Source organism: Helicobacter vulpis, from assembly GCF_003660395.1.
GTDB lineage: Bacteria > Campylobacterota > Campylobacteria > Campylobacterales > Helicobacteraceae > Helicobacter > Helicobacter vulpis.
On record NZ_QXQT01000026.1, the window covers coordinates 1 to 16,498 of the forward strand.

A 16,498-nucleotide genomic window follows, 5' to 3' on the forward strand; every position below is an offset into this window, starting at 1 on the left:
GCCCCTTTTAATCCCCCTTCAATCTCTGTTAAACTCTGCTAAATGCGCGCTCAAAGAGGTCAGAAGCGCGCTAGATTTAGAGATTTTAGAGCATTGCGCCTCTAGGTTTGCAAGGCTCAATGAGGGGTGGCTCAATTTTAGGCGTGAGTTGGACATGACAGGGGATAAGGATTTATTCAAACCCCAAATGTGGCTAGATTTTAGATCCGAGTTACACATGACAGGGGATAAAGACTTGTTTATCCCCATAGACACACAGAGTAAAACCCAAACAGCCCCGCTAGCAAAAGCTGCGCTAGCAAAAGCTTCGCTTTTGCCCTTGCTTGAGGGCAAACACATCCACCAATTCAATGCAGAGTTTGCCCCGCCCCGCTTTTGTGTGGAGTTAAAGGCACTCCAAGAGAGACTAAAAAGCAAAGAAGAGCACCGCGCTAAAAAGGAGGGGTATAGCGGGGCGATTGCCTATGAGTATCAATATTTGAGGTTGGGGTATCGGGAGGTGGCGCGCGATACGGATGAGCGAAGTTTTATTGCTAGTTTAATCCCTAAAAACCACGCCACGAGCAACACGACATGGGTTAGCGTGCCCTACACTTACACCCCAAAGGGCATACTAGAAACCCCGCCCTTGAAAATTCTCTTTGCGTTGGGCTTGTTTAATTCGTTGGTGTTAGATTTTTATTTGCGCTCTCTTACCCAGTTGCACGCCACTAAAGTTTGCTTGCTCCAACTCCCCCTCCCCCAGCCTAGCCTTGAAGAGATCAAAACCAACCCCCTTTACTTGGCTATCGCCCAAAGCGCGTTAGAATGCCAGCTTTATCACGACACCAACGGGCATTTTAGCGATCTAGCCCGCCTGTTTAAAACCCCCCTAGATGTGCCCAAAACCTCTAAGCTTTATCACACCAAACGCGCCCAGCTAGACATCACCATCGCGCGCGATGTCTATGGTTTAAGCCGCGATCAATTCTTGCACCTGCTAGACTCCTTTAGAGTTTTGAAAAACAAACAACCGGGGTTTGTGGGGTTGTTAAAAGAGGGGTGGGAGTGAAGCGCCCATGTTAATAACGCCTCTTTTTCATTGCGCACCTCCTTGCGCACCACCCCCTGCAGGCACGCTTGCAAGAGCGCGCCTATTTGTGCGCCTTGAAAACCTCGCTCGAGCAAATCTGTACCCTTGAGGGCTAAAAAGCGCAGAGAATACACTTCGTGGTTTTTCATAATCTTTTTAAGCTCCCCTTTTAAACGCGCGCTAAGGGCGGGGTTTTGGGCTTGCAAAAAGCCCAAAAGGGCGCGCAACTGCCCTAAATGCAGGCTTTGTAAGCGCTCTTTAAGCCACACATTGGGGTTTTCTATGGGCTCTAGGGGGAGCTGGGCGTGGAGCTTGCATACGCATTGGCGCATTTTCTTAGAAAATTTCAAGCGCGCGCAAAAATCTAGCAGAGTTTGGCTCTCCCAAGTGTGGCAAAGCCACAAAAGCCTAGCGCACAAATTGGGGGGGATTTGCTCTAGACGCTCTATGGGGGAGAAGCGTGTTTGCAGGGTGTGCTCTAGGAGGGGTTGAAAGGGCGCACACAGGCGCACAAAACCCCCTAATAAAAGTTTAAAAAACTCTACACGGATGCGCTCTTTAGCGATGTGGGCTAATAGCGGCGCTTGCGCTTTTAGGGCTTGCTCAGTGGCAGGCTCAAGGGCAAAACCTAGAGTGCTCACAAAGCGCAGGGCGCGCAAGATTCTTAGCGCGTCTTCTTGCAGGCGCGCTAGGGGGTCGCCCACTAATTTTAAGCGTTTATGGGCTAGGTCCTCTAGCCCGCCATGCAGGTCTAACAAGCCTTTTTGGGGGTGGAGGGCTAGGGCGTTGATGGTGAAATCGCGCCGCGCTAAATCCTTCTCTAGCGAATTGATGAAGACCACCCCGCTAGGGTGGCGGTGGTCGTGATAGGCACTCTCCTGCCTAAAGGTGGTGATCTCAAAGAGCCAACCTTGATAACACACCCCCAAAGTGCCAAAGGCGCGCCCCAACTCTATAAAACTTACCCCCTTGATGCCTGCTAACACACTTTTAAGTTGCTCAGGGGTCGCGCTGCTGGCTAGGTCATAATCCTTGGGTTTTTTGCCCAAGAGCAAATCGCGCACACTCCCCCCCACAACATAGCTTGCAAAACCTCCTTGTTCAAGGCGTGCGTGCAGGTCTAGCAAGGTTTGGGGCAGATGGCGCACTAAAGATAAAAAAGAGCTATCCCACTCTGCCATGTTATAATGATTCTAAAAGGCTAGCCATGTTTAACCCCTTTGATTTAGAAACCATGCTATCTACCCAAGATTTTAAAACAACCACCTGTGTACTCTGCTTTAGTGGGGGGCAGGATAGCACCACTCTAGCCCTTTGGGCAAAACGCGCTTTTAAGCAAACCCACTTGCTAGGCTTTGATTACGATCAAAAGCACGCCATCGAACTCACCCAAGCCCACACCATCGCGCGCATCTTAGAGCTGCCCTACAAGGTGCTCCATCTCTCTTATTTGCAAGAAATTAGCGCCTCTAGCCTCTTTGCACACACCCCCCACGCGCTCAACACCCCCCACCCCCAAGCTTTAAACCTGCCTAGCTCCTTTGTGCCTAACCGCAACGCCCTCTTTAGTACCCTAGCGCATGCCTATGCCTTTAGCTTGGGCGCGCAAGCGGTGTTGCTGGGGGTGTCTATGCAGGATTATAGCGGGTATTTTGATTGTCGGCAGGATTTTTTAGAAAGCCTGCAGATGAGTTTGAATTTAGGGGCTTTTGGCAAAGAGGGGGGGATCGCCCTGCTAGCCCCCTTGATGTTTGCCACTAAAGCCCAAGAGTTTCAACTCGCCCACGCTTTGGGGGGCTTAGAATTGATCTTAGAGCAAACGCATACATGTTATGCGGGCGTGCGCCAAAAACGCCATGACTATGGCTATGGGTGTGGGGCTTGCCCTGCATGCCAGTTGCGCCAACAGGGGTATATCAAGTTTTCAAAGGGGTTAGTCTAAAATCGTGCGCTTGGGCAAACACAGCGCGCACACAAGCGCAAAGATCATCACCACCGCCACATAAATAAAAAAGCCATTTTCTATGCCCCTGCTTTTGAATTGCAGGGCGATATAGGGCGTACTGCCCCCAAAAAGGGCATTGGCGATCGCAAAGCTAAAACCCGTGCCCAGCGCGCGTACATGCTGGGGGAAGAGCTGGGCTTTGATAATGCCAGAAATGGAGGTATAAAAGCTCAAAATGGCAAACAAGCACAGCACGAAGACAAAGGCAAGGCTAGGGTGATGGGCTTGCAACGCCATGCCCTGAAAGAGGGGGTAAATGCCCACCAATGCCAAGAACGCATAAAGGGTGATGGATCGCTTGTAGGTGATCTTATCGCCCAAGTAACCAAAGAGGGGCTGAATCAACATCAAAACCGCCAAGGCGATCAAGAAGAGATCATTAACCTGCACTTTAGGCATCCCGGCATTTTCTAAGAAAGTTTTGGCGTAAGTGGTGATGGTGTAAAACCCTAGAGACCCCCCTGCTGTCAGCCCCATCACTAGCACGCAAGCGCGCCAATGGGGAAATAACGCCTTGAGAGTGCCCCGTTCTGCATGTTCTTGCAAATTGCTAGAACTCTCTTCCATGAATTTACGCGCCACCAGCGAGCCTAGGGCTAGCAACCCCCCTATGATGAAGAGAAAACGCCACGCAAAGGCGCTCATCTGCGCCACGCTAAAAATTGCCAGCAACACGCTAATGCTCGCCACAGCCAAGAACTGCCCCCCAATGAGGGTAACATACTGAAAAGAGCCATAAAAGCCACGCCTCCCCTTTGCGGACAATTCGGCTAAATAGGTCGCCACAATGCCATATTCTCCCCCCACGCTCAAGCCTTGAATGAGCCTAGCGATTAGCAGAAGAAAGATTGCAAAATCCCCCACTAAATCCTTGCTAGGCAGCGCGGCGATCATAAAAGAGCCCAAAGCCATCACGATCACAGAGATCACCATGGAGTGTTTGCGCCCGATCTTATCAGCCAAAGCCCCAAAGATCCACGAACCCAAGGGGCGGGCAAAAAACCCCGCTGCAAAGACTCCAAAGACGCTAATTTGTTGCACAATGGGGTTATTAGAGGTGCTAAACTCATGGGCAAAGTAAGTGGCGCTAAAGGCATAGATGTAAAAATCAAACCATTCTACCAAATTCCCGCTAGCGGCCGCGATGATGGATCGCTTCTTAGTCGCCATTATCTTTTCCACACTTTAGACAAGCCCTTAGCGATCAAACTAGGTTTTTGCTTTTTGGCAAAGCGGCGCAATGTGGCTAAAAAGTGATGCCATTCATGAATCTCCATTGCCGGGATCGCCCCGGCGTAATTGGTATGGGGGGGCAAATCCTTGCCCACCGCCCCCTTGCCCCCAATTTGGGTAAACTCCCCAATGTGCATATGCCCCCCCGTGCCCACCTGCCCGCCTAAAACCACATTGCGCCCCATAGTCGTAGAACCTGAAAGCCCCACTTGGGCGACAATGATGGAGTGCTCGCCCAGCACGCAATTATGCCCCACTTGCACCAAGTTGTCGATCTTCACCCCTTGTTTAATGTGGGTGATCCCAAAGACGGCGCGATCGATAGTGGTGTTCGCCCCGATTTCTACATCATCATCAATTTGTACAATACCGCTGTGTTCGATCTTGACATGCTCGCCTTGGGCTGTGTGGGCATACCCAAAGCCATCACTCCCCACCACGCTATTGGCATGGATGCGCACGCGATTGCCAATTAAGGTATTTTGATAAAGGGTAACATTGGGGTAAATTTGACAATGCGCCCCGATCTTTACCCCATCGCCCACCACCACATTAGCCATCAGCACGCTCCCCTCGCCCACTTCTACATTTTCTCCTAGAACCACCCCGGGCATCAAAACCACGCCCTCGCCTAATTTGGGGGGGTGGGGATTGATGGGGCGCGCAAACATCGCTAGCTTAAACGCGTCTGAAACGCGCGCAAAGGCTAGGTGGGGGTTGGGCGTGATCAAGGGGTAAGAAGTTGGGGGGATTTTACTGGCGTGCTCGGCGCGGATAAAGATCGCGCCCGCTTTGGTGTCTTTGAGTTTTTTCAAATAGGATTTTTGATCCACATAGCTCAAATGATTAGGGGTGGCGCTCTCTAAGGGGGCGATCCCGGCCACCTCAAAATCCTTAAAATTAGGGGGCAAGTTGATGTCTAATGGGTAATGCTCCAACAATGCGCTTAAAGTCATGCAAACTCCTTTGTGGCAGAAATATCGATCATTTTAGCCAAATTGTGCGGGTCTAGACTCGCCTTGCCCACCAAAACCCCATCCACTGCGTCCAAATCTAAAATCTCCTCTACATTCTCCACTTGCACACTCCCCCCATAGATAATCAGGGGATTGGGTTGGAGTTTTTGGCGCAAACTCTCTAAAGTTTGGGCAATCATGCCACTTGTCGCGCTCACTCCCGTGCCAATCGCCCAAATGGGTTCGTAGGCAATCAAGAGTTTTGGGTAAGCTAAATCCAGCCCTTCTAATTGCCCTAGAAGATGTTTGAGCCATGTCTTCTCGCCCTGCTGGCGTTGCTCTAAATTCTCCCCAATGCAAAAGACGATCTGAAAGCTGTGCTTTGCAAAAAAATTAAACTTCTCTATACATAGAGAATCGCTTTCTTTTAAGAGTAAGCGCCGTTCGCTATGCCCAACTAGCACGCTTTTAATCTGTCTTTTTTGCAGGGCTTGCAAAGTGATTTCTCCGGTGAACGCCCCCTCTGGTGCGGGGTAGGCGTTTTGAGACCCTAAATAGAAACGCGTGTAGGTGTTTTCAAGCAGACCTAGCTCAAGCAAGGGGGGGAAAATGCCCACATAGGGAGCTGTGGCGGGCTTGAGTAGATTTTCTAGCGTCTCTAAATAGGCGGGCAAGTCTAAATGATAAGACTTGAAATTGGCCAAAACATATTTCATACCACACTCCGCGATCTTAAGCTCTGATAATCTTAGCAAAAGATGGCAAAGATAACCCAAAAGTATTATAATTTCGCTATCATTTTAAGAAAGTCAGAAGGGAGTGGCATGCAAAATGAGGAAATCATAGAGGGCTACTATGGCGTGAGCGCGGAGCGCAAGAAAAGCGGGGCGTATGCGAAATTGGATTTTTGGCAGAGCGCGACCGGGCTTGTCTTGGCGTTGTTTATGATCGCGCATATGTTCTTTGTGAGCAGTATTTTAATTAGCGATCGCGCGATGTATGCGGTAACAAAGTTTTTTGAGGGGAGTTTGTTCATCAAGGCGGGCGAGCCGGCTATTGTGAGCGCGGTAGCGGCCGGGGTGATTGTGATCTTAGTCGCGCATGCCTTTTTGGCGTTGCGCAAATTCCCCATCAACTACCGCCAATACAAAATCTTCAAGACGCACAAGCATTTGATGCAACATGGCGACACCACGCTATGGTTTATCCAAGTGGGTACGGGCTTTGCGATGTTCTTCTTGGCTAGCGTGCATCTCTTTGTGATGCTCACCGCGCCCCATAGTATCGGACCGCATGCCTCTTCTTATCGCTTTGTGAGCCAACATTTTTGGTTGCTCTATATCTTCTTGCTCTTTGCTGTGGAGTTGCATGGCTCTATTGGGCTCTATCGCCTAGCCATCAAATGGGGTTGGTTTAAGAATTTGGGCATTGAGGGCTTGCGCAAAGCCAAATGGGGCATGAGTGCGTTTTTCATCGTGCTAGGTTTGCTCACTTATGGGGCTTATGTCAAAAAGGGGCTCACCCAAAAACATGAGGGGATCATGAGCATACAGCAGGCGATCCAACTAGATGAAGAATTGCACAAGGAAGGAAAAGAATGAACATTATCTATTGCGATGCGTTAGTGGTGGGCGGGGGCTTGGCGGGTTTGCGCGCGAGCATTGCGTGCAAACAAAGGGGGTTGCACACCATCGTGCTCTCTTTAGTGCCTGTAAGGCGTTCTCACTCGGCTGCCGCACAGGGGGGGATGCAGGCGAGTTTGGGCAATGCCAAAATGAGCGAGGGGGATAATGAGGATCTGCATTTTTTAGACACGGTGAAGGGGAGCGACTGGGGTTGCGACCAACAAGTGGCGCGCATGTTTGTAACCACCGCGCCCAAAGCCATTAGGGAGTTGGCTAGCTGGGGGGTGCCCTGGACGCGCATTAAAAAGGGCGATCGCAAGGCCGTCATCAATGGCGAGCATGTTACTATCACCGAGAGAGAGGATCGCCACGGCTATATCCAAAGCCGCGACTTTGGGGGGACTAAAAAGTGGCGCACCTGCTTTACCGCCGATGCCACCGGGCATACCATGCTCTATGCAGTCGCTAACGAAGCGTTGCGCTACAATGTGGATATTCAAGATCGCAAAGAGGTTTTAACTCTAATCCACCATGAGGGCGTGTGTTATGGGGCGGTGGTGCGCGATCTCATCACCGGGGGTTTGAGTGCCTATGTCTCTAAGGGCACGCTACTAGCCACCGGGGGTTATGGGCGAGTCTATAAGCACACCACCAACGCGGTGATTTGCGATGGGGTGGGGATTGCTTGCGCGCTAGAAACCGGAGTGGCCAAGCTAGGCAACATGGAAGCCGTGCAGTTTCACCCCACCGCGCTAGTGCCTAGTGGGATTTTGATGACAGAGGGGTGCAGAGGCGATGGGGGGATTTTGCGCGATAAATTTGGGCGCAGATTCATGCCCGCCTATGAGCCTGAGAAAAAAGAGCTAGCTAGCCGTGATGTGGTGAGTCGGCGCATTTTGGAGCACATTAAAAAGGGCTATGGCGTGCCCTCCCCCTATGGCGACCATGTGTGGTTGGACATCGCCATTTTGGGCCGCGAACATGTAGAAAAAAACCTACGAGATGTCCATGACATCGCTAAAACCTTTGCGGGCATCGACGCGGCAGATGACAGCGTGGAAACTCAAGACAACATGAAAGACATGCCCACAGATGAAGAACAATTTGGCCCAGGCGCGCCCAAACAAAAGGGCTGGGTGCCCATCAAGCCCATGCAACACTATTCTATGGGGGGCTTGCGCACCAATTACAAGGGCGAGAGCCATCTAAAGGGGCTCTTTTGTGCGGGTGAGGCGGCGTGTTGGGATTTGCATGGGTTTAACCGCTTAGGGGGGAATTCGGTGAGCGAGGCGGTGGTCGCTGGGATGATCATTGGGGATTATTTCGCCCAGCACTGCGCCCAAGCCAGCATAGACATCAATACCCAAATCGCCCAGAATTTTATCCAACACACCCAAGATCACCTGCAGGGTCTCTTGCATAACGATGGCAAAGAGGATGTTTATCAAATTAGGGAGCGCATGCGCGAGATTATGGATGAAAAGGTCGGGGTTTTTAGAGAGGGCGCGATCTTAGAAGAGGCTGTACATGAATTAGAAGAGCTCTACAAACGCGCCTTACATATCCATGTCAAAAACCAGAAAACCCATAATAATCCCGAATTAGAGGACGCGTACCGCACCCAAAAAATGCTCAAGCTGGCGTTGTGTATCTCTAAGGGCGCGCTGGATCGCACGGAGAGCCGCGGGGCGCACACCCGCATGGATTATCCTAAAAGAGATGACGCTAATTGGTTGAAGCGCACTCTAGCCTCATGGGAGGACCCTGCTCAAACTTTGCCCACCTTGAGCTATGAGGACTTGGACATCATGACTATGGAACTTAGCCCGGACTTTAGGGGTTATGGGGCTAAGGGCAATTTCATCCCCCACCCCCTTAAAGAGGAAAGAGATGCCCAAATCGCCAAAATCACCGAAGAGATCAAAGCGCGCGGGGGGGATCGTTATGCCCTACAAGAGGCCCTCATGCCCTTTGATTTACAACCCCAGTATAAAGCCCGCAACATCAGACTAGGAGAAAACTCATGAGTCGCACCATCACCATCAAAGCCCTAAAGTTTGACCCCCAAAGCGCGGTGTCTAAACCCCATTTTAAGGAGTATCAACTCGAAGAAATCCCCTCCATGACGCTTTTTATCGCTTTGGGCATTATTCGCGAGACCTTGGATCCGGATTTGAGTTTTGATTTTGTGTGCCGGGCGGGGATTTGTGGGAGCTGTGCGATGATGGTCAATGGCCGCCCGCGCTTGGCGTGCAAGACTCTCACTTCTAGCTACAGCGAGGGGGTGATCACCCTAATGCCCATGCCCTCCTTCCCCTTGATTAAGGATTTGAGCGTGAATACCGGAGAGTGGTTTTTTAGCATGACCAAGCGCGTGGAAAGTTGGGCACACCACCGCAAGGAGGTGGATATTACCCAGCCTGAAGAGCGCATAGACCCCGATGAAGCCCAAGCGGTGTTTGAGCTGGATCGCTGTATTGAATGTGGGTGTTGCATCGCTGCGTGCGGGACAAAACTCATGCGTGAAAATTTCATCGGGGCTGCTGGGCTAAACCGCGCGATGCGCTTTCTCATCGATTCGCATGACGAGCGCACCGATGAGGATTTTTACGAATTAGTGGGCGATGACGATGGGATCTTTGGGTGCATGAGTTTGATTGGTTGCCATGACACCTGCCCTAAAGAAATCCCTTTGCAAGAGAGTTTAGCCCAGCTAAGAAACCGCATGGTGAAGGTGGGTAGAGGGCGCTAGGGGGTTTTGTCTATTTGCCTTTGCGTCTTTATGGCCTTGTTTTGCTATGGGCGCTCTTGCTTGCTGGGTGCACCATTATCCGGCAACAAGGCCCCTATACCCGCTCTCAATTAGAACGCTATGACCCCAAACAAACCCCCATCGCCCGCGTTTACGCCACATCTTTAGCCAGCAAGCCCGCGCAGAGTTTGGGTTTTCTCCTGCAAGAGGGCGATCAAGCTCTCTTGCAACGCATCGCGCTCATCCGCATGGCCGTGCATAATATTGACATTCAAACCTACCTCTACAAGAATGACATCTCATCGCGGGCGATGATGTTTGAACTCTACAAAGCGGCCAATCGGGGGGTGAAAGTACGGCTTTTGATTGATGACAATGGCTTGGATTCGGACATGTCAGACATTGTCATGCTAGACACCCACCCTAATATTGATGTGAAAATCTTCAACCCCTACCGCACACGCAACCGGGGTTTGCGCATTTTTGAGATGTTGGCCGACTACGATCGCATTAAAAAGCGCATGCACAACAAGCTCTTCATCGTGGACAATATCGCCCTAGTCATTGGGGGGCGCAATATCGCCGATGTGTATTTTGACAATGACTTAGAAGAGAATTTCTTAGACATAGACGCGCTTTTTTTAGGCCCAGTGAGTTTGCAAGCCAAGCAAAGCTTTTTGCAATATTGGAATTTCCCTAGCTCCATCCCTGCCCACCTGCTCCCCAGCCATGCCAAATTGAAAAAGTACGCTAAAACCTACCAAAGCAGGCTCTCTAAAATGCTCTACCCCCCTAACCGGCACACCCATTACGAAGAGCATGTTTTAGAATTTATCCACGATTTCACCCATAAAAAGCAAATTGTCTATCAAGGTGTCGCCTCCTTTATTGCCGATAGCCCTGATAAGATCAACGCGCCCCACCCTAGCTCACCCATCAAGCAAGCCCTTAAGGCGATCTTGGCGCGCACCACCAACTCTCTTTACATCGCCTCCTCTTATTTGATCCCCGGGCCCGCGCTTTTAAAGTTGTTTACCCAAAAATTGCAAGAGGGCTTAGAACTCAATATTTTGACCAATTCGCTCGCTTCTACCGATGCGATTGTGGTCTATGGGGCATGGGAGCGCTATGCTAAAAAGTTAGTGGACGCGGGGGCTAATGTCTATGAAACCAAGAGTGATCTCTCCAAATACGCCCGCTACACGCGTAGGGGGCTCAAGCTGAAAATCCGCGGGCGACTTAAAAACTCTTTGCATAGCAAAACCTTGATCTTTGATGGGCATAAAACTTGGATTGGGAGCTTCAATTTAGACGCGCGTTCAGCGGGTATCAACACCGAATCCGTGGTGATCTTTGAAAACCAGCCTTTTGCGCTTTATCTGCAAGGGCTGATGCAAGAACAGATGCAAGAGAGTTGGCATTTGCTCGTGCTCAAACACGCCCTGCACCACAAACTCATGTGGGAGGGGGTAGAAAATGGGCATGTCATTCTCTATGACAAACCCCCTAACACCTCTTCGCTTTTGCGTTTTATTAAAAACTGGTCTAAAATTTTGCCCGAGAGTGAGTTATAACGCCATAGAAACTTTTTACCCGACATCTGCTAAAATGCGCCCTAAAATCATTAGGATCGCCATGCTAACTCTAGAAGAAGCTTTAAAACTCTCTGCTCAAGCCCTAGAAGAATACAAACACGAACTGACCCAAGAGGTGCTAAAAAAACCTGAGCTCAACGCCTATATCCGCCCCCCTAAGTCCAGCGGCGCGGGCGTGCCCATTTTGATCAAGGACAATATCAATGTGCAGGGTTGGGAGATCACTTGTGCTAGCCAAATTCTACAGGGCTATATCGCCCCCTACAACGCGACCGCCATTGAGCGCCTCCACCAACATGGCATGTGCGCCTTTGGGCTGGGCAATATGGACGAGTTTGCCATGGGGAGCACCAGCGAATCTAGCTGTTATGGACCTAGCAAGAATCCCAAAGACACCAACCATGTACCCGGGGGGAGCTCGGGGGGGTGTGCGAGCGCGGTCGCTGGGGGGGTAGCCATTGCGGCATTGGGGAGTGATACGGGCGGCTCGATTCGCCAGCCAGCGAGCTATTGTGGTTGTGTGGGGCTCAAACCCACTTACGGGCGGGTGAGTCGCTATGGTTTAGTGGCTTATAGTTCTAGTTTGGATCAGATCGGTCCCATTACCCAAAATGTGCGCGATAGCGCGCTTTTATTGGATGCCATTAGCGGGCATGATAGCAAAGACTCCACCAGTGTAGCCCTAGAACCTAGCCAAACTTTTAAACACCTAAACCCTAAGGCGCGGGTGCGTGTCGGGGTCTTGTATGAGAGTCTCAAGGACGCAGGCCCTGAAGTGCAAGAGGCTTATTGGCATTGTGCGCAGGTTTTAGAGAAAATGGGGCACACTCTAGTACCCCAAAGCATGGGCGATCACAAACACCACATCGCGGCTTACTACATTTTGAGCACCGCAGAGGCGAGCTCTAATCTGGCGCGCTTTGATGGGGTGCGCTATGGACGGCGTGTAGAGGGGCGCGATCTCAAAGAGCTCTACATTAAAACCCGCTCGCAAGGTTTTGGCGCAGAGGTCAAACGGCGGATCATGTTAGGCAATTTTGTACTGAGTAGCGGGTATTATGAAGCCTATTATCTCAAGGCGCTTAAAGCGCGCGCGCATATCGTGCACGAATACAAAAAACTCTTTGAGAGCGCAGATGTGATCCTAGCCCCCGTTGCGCCCTCAAGCGCACCCAAATTCAACGCGCATGCCAGCCCCCTAGAAATGTATTTGAGCGATATTTACACCGTGGGGGTGAATCTAGCCGGGTTGCCCGCGATTTCCCTGCCCGTTGCCTACCATGGCAATTTGCCCATTGGGATGCAACTCATCGGGCGCGCTTTTGAAGAACAGAGTATTTTAGATGTCGCCTATGGCTTAGAAGAAGTCTTAGAATTGAAAGGATAGGTATGCGACTCTTAAAAACAGCCCTCACCTTTGAAGATGTGTTGCTGGTGCCCGCTTATTCGGAGGTGTTGCCCAAAGAGGTCAGCGTGGCTTCTAAACTCAGTACCCATATTAACTTGAATATCCCCTTTGTGAGCGCGGCGATGGACACGGTAACCGAGTTTGACACCGCCATCGCGATGGCGCGCCTTGGGGGCATAGGGATCATTCATAAAAATATGGACATTGAGGCGCAAGTGCAACAAGTGCTTAAGGTCAAAAAGAGCGAGAGCGGGGTGATTCATGACCCTATTTACATCCATGCGGAGGCTTCTTTAGGGGAGGCTAAGGCGATTGCAGACAACTACAAAATTTCAGGTGTGCCCGTGATCGACTCGCATGGGGTCTTGATTGGGATTTTAACCAATAGAGACATGCGCTTTGAAACTAATTGGAGCAAGAAGGTGGGTGCGTTGATGACCAAAGCCCCCTTGATCACCGCCCCTGTGGGGGTGAGCTTGGATCAAGCCCAAGCCATCATGCATGAACATAAAATTGAAAAACTCCCTCTAGTGGACGCTCATAATGTACTCAAAGGGCTCATCACTATTAAAGACATCCAAAAGCGCATTGAATACCCCCATGCCAATAAGGACGCTTACGGGCGTTTGCGCGTGGGCGCAGCCATCGGGGCTAACCACATGGATCGCGCACGCGCCTTGGTCAAAGCGGGGGTAGATGTGTTGGTACTAGATAGCGCGCATGGGCATTCGCGCAATGTGATTAGCACTTTAGAGGCGATTAAAAAAGAGCTAGAAATAGATGTGGTGGTGGGCAATGTGGTAACCGCTCAAGCCACTAAAGACTTGATTAGCGCGGGGGCAGATGGGGTGAAGGTGGGCATTGGTCCGGGGAGTATTTGCACCACGCGTATTGTGGCTGGGGTGGGCATGCCCCAAATCAGCGCGATCGATGTGTGTTATCAAGAAGCCAAGCAACACAATATCCCCGTGATTGCCGATGGGGGGATCAAGTATTCAGGCGATGTGGCTAAGGCGTTGGCGGTGGGCGCCTCCTGTGTGATGGTGGGGAGTTTGATCGCTGGCACTTTAGAGTCCCCGGGGGACACTTTGATCTATCAGGGCAGGCAGTATAAGAGTTATCGGGGCATGGGGAGCATTGGGGCGATGAGTAGGGGGAGTTCGGATCGCTATTTTCAAGAGGGGCTAGCTTCTGAAAAACTTGTCCCTGAAGGCATTGAGGGGCGCGTGCCCTATCGGGGTAAAATTGCAGATATTCTCTACCAATTGGTGGGGGTTTGCGTTCTTCTATGGGCTATTTGGGCGCGCCAGACATCCCTACACTCACCCAAAACGCGCAATTTGTGCAAATCACCGCTGCGGGTTTGAGAGAGTCTCATGTGCACGATGTGGACATCACCAAAGAAGCCCCCAATTACCACACCTAAAAAGGAGAATTATGCAAGTGATCATCAATGGGCAATCAAGGCAGTTTGAAGGGGTGTTGAATATCCAAAGCCTCATAGAGCAGTTGGGGATTGATGCGCGGGTGTGTGCAATCGCGCGCAATAGTGTCGTGGTCAAAAAAGAGGACTGGGCACACACCATGCTAGAAGACAACGATCGTTTAGAGTGCTTGCAATTCATGGGGGGAGGGTGAATCTTGCGTCCTATCCCACCCTTTCTAGCGAGGCGATTTTCATCGCAGACGCACACCACAAGCCAGATAGCCCCGCTCTCCCCCTTTTTTTAGATCAGCTCTCAAAAACCCCCCCCAAGCAGGTTTTTTTGATGGGGGATATTTTTCATATTTTAGTGGGCAAGATAGCTAGCACACTAACACCCCACCGCGCCATTTTGGAGAAAATCCACGCATTGAGTAAAATAACCCAAGTTTTCTACTTTGAGGGCAATCACGATCTAGGCTTGGGTGCGCTAAAAGCATTCCAGCATGTGCGGATCTATCCTCGATCGCACCAACCCGCTTTTTTTCTCTATCAAGATCGTCTTTTCTCTCTAGCGCATGGGGATCTCTTTGTGGGGCGTGGGTATGAGTGCTATATCCGCTTTTTAAACCATGCTTGGACGCTTAAGGTGTTAGCTAGCCTAGATGCGCTCTTGCCCCGTGTATACCCGCATATCCAGCGGCGCATCGATGCCAAATACATTAGGGTTTTGGATGTAAAAGACTTTGCCCACTTCGCCCAAAAACGCCTAGCCCTTTATGCCCAGCACGCCCAAGACAAGGGCATAACCCAGTGGGGCGGGGTGATTGAGGGGCATTTCCACGCTGGGGCATGCTACCATGATACCCACACGCAGGGGTGTTATTGCGGTCTGCCCTGTTTTTATCGCACCCAAAGCGCGCTCACTCTACACACATGCATGTCTGAAATGTCGCAAATTAGGGTAGAATGCGCCCTAAGACTACTAAGGGTACGGCATGACGGAGCAAAGTCTAGACACGGCTTTAAATTTGGGCGAAATCGAGCTGGTAGATTTTCGCATTTTTGGCTTGCAGGGGGATCAGCCCTATGAGGGGATCTATGGGATCAATGTCTCCAAGGTGCAAGAGATTATCATGATGCCTGAAATCTTTGAGTTTCCTACCCACTTGGATTATGTCGTGGGGGTGTTTGATTTGCGATCTATTGTGATGCCTCTCATCGATCTCTCCGTGTGGCTGGGGATTGTGGAGGACACCGCGCGCATTGAGGAAAAGGTGGTGGTGATTACCGAATTTAGCAATGTCAAAATGGGCTTCATTGTGCACGAAGCCAAACGCATTAGGCGCATTAGCTGGAGTGATGTCAAACCTGCTGTTTTTAGCACGCACAGCAATGCCAGTAAGGATCGCATCACGGGTACGACCAAGATCGAGGGGGAAAAAACTCTCTTGATCTTGGATTTAGAGAGCATTTTGAATGATTTTGAATTGCATGTCGAGCACACTTCTAGAGACACGCTGAAAAAACAGCATGCGAAAAAATTTGAGGGAACGGTCTTATTCTTAGACGACAGCAAGGCCGCGCGCAAGATCATCAAAAACACCCTCACACAGCTAGGCTTTGATGTGGTGGAAGCGGTGGATGGGGAAGACGGATTGGCCAAGTTAGAGCAACTTTACGCCAAGCATGGGGAGAGTTTAAACCGCGTACTCAAGCTCATCGTTTCGGATGTGGAAATGCCCAAAATGGATGGCTATAACTTTTTCTCTAAAATCCAAGAGGACATGCGTTTTGCCGATATTCCCGTGTTGTTCAATTCTTCGATTTGCGATGATTACAGCGCGCAAAAGGCGTTGGATTTGGGTGTAAAAGGCTATTTGGTGAAGTTTGATGCCAATCGTTTTGCCGAAGAAGTGGGTAAAATTTTAGGCTAAATCCTGTATATATCGAATAAACTTAAGTAAAGGGGTTAGTATGGATGATATGCGCGAGATCATGGAAGACTTCTTGGTCGAAGCCTTTGAGATGAACGAACAACTCGACCAAGATTTGGTAGAATTAGAACACACTCCCCAAGATTTGGACTTGCTCAATCGCATTTTTAGGGTGGCGCACACCATTAAGGGCTCAAGCTCCTTTCTCAATCTAGACACCCTTACGCATTTGACCCACAACATGGAAGATGTGCTCAATCGCGCGCGCAAGAATGAGTTACAGATCACCCCAGATGTGATGGATGTGGTCTTGCGTTCAGTGGACATGATGAAAACCCTGCTCATCACGATTCGCAATACCGGATCTGATGCCAACGCTGGTTTAGACATCTCTGGCATTGTGAGGGAATTACAGGCCATCGCACAAAGCCATGGCGATCACGAGGCTAGCCCCCAAGAAGCCCCACCCCCACCCCCCCAAGAGAGCGCACC

General features: G+C 50.6%; 14 protein-coding genes and 2 pseudogenes. 12 read left to right on the forward strand and 4 right to left on the reverse strand.

The annotated features are described in order from the left end of the window. A pseudogene (locus EAO38_RS07490) lies at positions 1 to 1,051 on the forward strand (Eco57I restriction-modification methylase domain-containing protein); the annotation flags it as partial. Here the strand turns inward: EAO38_RS07490 and EAO38_RS07495 are convergent. Further along, on the reverse strand, positions 964 to 2,253 hold the full coding sequence (locus EAO38_RS07495; protein WP_121022567.1) for a CCA tRNA nucleotidyltransferase: 1,290 nt from the start codon (positions 2,251 to 2,253) through the stop codon (positions 964 to 966). The pseudogene EAO38_RS07490 and the gene EAO38_RS07495 sit on opposite strands and share 88 nt — an antisense overlap. A gap of 26 nt (positions 2,254 to 2,279) precedes the next feature. Between EAO38_RS07495 and queC the strand changes: the two genes are divergently transcribed. Beyond that, positions 2,280 to 3,014 (forward strand): 7-cyano-7-deazaguanine synthase QueC, encoded by a 735-nt coding sequence (queC, locus tag EAO38_RS07500; RefSeq protein WP_121022569.1) that lies wholly within the window; start codon positions 2,280 to 2,282, stop codon positions 3,012 to 3,014. On the opposite strand, the gene EAO38_RS07505 is transcribed toward queC, so the two are convergent. Genes EAO38_RS07505 through EAO38_RS07515 form a run of 3 tightly spaced genes read right to left on the reverse strand, consistent with a single transcriptional unit; the run spans position 3,006 to position 5,982 of the window. Further along, the gene (locus EAO38_RS07505) at positions 3,006 to 4,247 is read right to left on the reverse strand and encodes an MFS transporter (protein ID WP_407927435.1); all 1,242 of its coding nucleotides are present in this window, start codon (positions 4,245 to 4,247) and stop codon (positions 3,006 to 3,008) included. The two genes, queC and EAO38_RS07505, sit on opposite strands and share 9 nt — an antisense overlap. Beyond that, on the reverse strand, positions 4,247 to 5,266 hold the full coding sequence (gene lpxD, locus EAO38_RS07510; RefSeq protein ID WP_104752968.1) for a UDP-3-O-(3-hydroxymyristoyl)glucosamine N-acyltransferase: 1,020 nt from the start codon (positions 5,264 to 5,266) through the stop codon (positions 4,247 to 4,249). The genes EAO38_RS07505 and lpxD overlap by 1 nt, the downstream gene beginning before the upstream one ends. Then, complete coding sequence (locus EAO38_RS07515; protein ID WP_121022573.1) at positions 5,263 to 5,982, reverse strand: triose-phosphate isomerase; 720 nt, start codon at positions 5,980 to 5,982, stop codon at positions 5,263 to 5,265. The genes lpxD and EAO38_RS07515 overlap by 4 nt, the downstream gene beginning before the upstream one ends. Positions 5,983 to 6,090: 108 nt before the next feature. On the opposite strand from EAO38_RS07515, the gene EAO38_RS07520 reads away from it, so the two are divergent. The 10 genes and pseudogenes from EAO38_RS07520 to EAO38_RS07565 form a co-directional block, all read left to right on the forward strand. Further along, positions 6,091 to 6,867 carry a fumarate reductase cytochrome b subunit gene (locus EAO38_RS07520; protein ID WP_121022575.1) on the forward strand — a complete coding sequence of 259 codons (777 nt, stop codon included), beginning with the start codon at positions 6,091 to 6,093 and terminating at the stop codon, positions 6,865 to 6,867. After that, on the forward strand, positions 6,864 to 8,918 hold the full coding sequence (locus EAO38_RS07525; protein ID WP_121022577.1) for a fumarate reductase flavoprotein subunit: 2,055 nt from the start codon (positions 6,864 to 6,866) through the stop codon (positions 8,916 to 8,918). Before EAO38_RS07520 ends, EAO38_RS07525 begins: the two co-directional genes overlap by 4 nt. Further along, positions 8,915 to 9,643, forward strand: a complete 729-nt coding sequence (locus tag EAO38_RS07530; protein WP_121022579.1) for a fumarate reductase iron-sulfur subunit — start codon at positions 8,915 to 8,917, stop codon at positions 9,641 to 9,643. Before EAO38_RS07525 ends, EAO38_RS07530 begins: the two co-directional genes overlap by 4 nt. A gap of 20 nt (positions 9,644 to 9,663) precedes the next feature. Continuing rightward, positions 9,664 to 11,217, forward strand: coding sequence for a phospholipase D family protein (locus tag EAO38_RS07535; protein ID WP_407927436.1), 1,554 nt, complete (start codon positions 9,664 to 9,666; stop codon positions 11,215 to 11,217). 61 nt (positions 11,218 to 11,278) lie between these two features. Continuing rightward, positions 11,279 to 12,625, forward strand: coding sequence for an Asp-tRNA(Asn)/Glu-tRNA(Gln) amidotransferase subunit GatA (gene gatA, locus EAO38_RS07540; RefSeq protein WP_121022581.1), 1,347 nt, complete (start codon positions 11,279 to 11,281; stop codon positions 12,623 to 12,625). 2 nt (positions 12,626 to 12,627) lie between these two features. Beyond that, positions 12,628 to 14,072: pseudogene (guaB, locus tag EAO38_RS07545) on the forward strand (IMP dehydrogenase). 11 nt (positions 14,073 to 14,083) lie between these two features. Then, positions 14,084 to 14,284 carry a sulfur carrier protein ThiS gene (gene thiS, locus EAO38_RS07550; RefSeq protein WP_121022583.1) on the forward strand — a complete coding sequence of 67 codons (201 nt, stop codon included), beginning with the start codon at positions 14,084 to 14,086 and terminating at the stop codon, positions 14,282 to 14,284. Then, positions 14,281 to 15,162: a UDP-2,3-diacylglucosamine diphosphatase gene (locus EAO38_RS07555; RefSeq protein ID WP_121022585.1), complete on the forward strand. Its 882-nt coding sequence runs from the start codon at positions 14,281 to 14,283 to the stop codon at positions 15,160 to 15,162. The genes thiS and EAO38_RS07555 overlap by 4 nt, the downstream gene beginning before the upstream one ends. Beyond that, entirely contained in the window at positions 15,068 to 16,006 is a 939-nt protein-coding gene (locus EAO38_RS07560) for a chemotaxis protein (protein ID WP_121022587.1), read from the forward strand. Before EAO38_RS07555 ends, EAO38_RS07560 begins: the two co-directional genes overlap by 95 nt. Positions 16,007 to 16,046: 40 nt before the next feature. Next, positions 16,047 to 16,498, forward strand: a 452-nt coding sequence (locus tag EAO38_RS07565; RefSeq protein WP_235852570.1) for an Hpt domain-containing protein, incomplete at its 3' end; no start/stop codon positions are given.

Bases quoted from the DNA above. Each gene is read 5' to 3' on its own strand.
- thiS (WP_121022583.1), top strand. From the start codon at position 14,084: ATGCAAGTGATCATCAATGGGCAATCAAGGCAGTTTGAAGGGGTGTTG.
- EAO38_RS07505 (WP_407927435.1), bottom strand. From the start codon at position 4,247: ATGGCGACTAAGAAGCGATCCATCATCGCGGCCGCTAGCGGGAATTTG.
- gatA (WP_121022581.1), top strand. From the start codon at position 11,279: ATGCTAACTCTAGAAGAAGCTTTAAAACTCTCTGCTCAAGCCCTAGAA.
- EAO38_RS07495 (WP_121022567.1), bottom strand. From the start codon at position 2,253: ATGGCAGAGTGGGATAGCTCTTTTTTATCTTTAGTGCGCCATCTGCCC.
- queC (WP_121022569.1), top strand. From the start codon at position 2,280: ATGTTTAACCCCTTTGATTTAGAAACCATGCTATCTACCCAAGATTTT.
- lpxD (WP_104752968.1), bottom strand. From the start codon at position 5,266: ATGACTTTAAGCGCATTGTTGGAGCATTACCCATTAGACATCAACTTG.
- EAO38_RS07515 (WP_121022573.1), bottom strand. From the start codon at position 5,982: ATGAAATATGTTTTGGCCAATTTCAAGTCTTATCATTTAGACTTGCCC.
- EAO38_RS07530 (WP_121022579.1), top strand. From the start codon at position 8,915: ATGAGTCGCACCATCACCATCAAAGCCCTAAAGTTTGACCCCCAAAGC.
- EAO38_RS07525 (WP_121022577.1), top strand. From the start codon at position 6,864: ATGAACATTATCTATTGCGATGCGTTAGTGGTGGGCGGGGGCTTGGCG.
- EAO38_RS07520 (WP_121022575.1), top strand. From the start codon at position 6,091: ATGCAAAATGAGGAAATCATAGAGGGCTACTATGGCGTGAGCGCGGAG.
- EAO38_RS07560 (WP_121022587.1), top strand. From the start codon at position 15,068: ATGACGGAGCAAAGTCTAGACACGGCTTTAAATTTGGGCGAAATCGAG.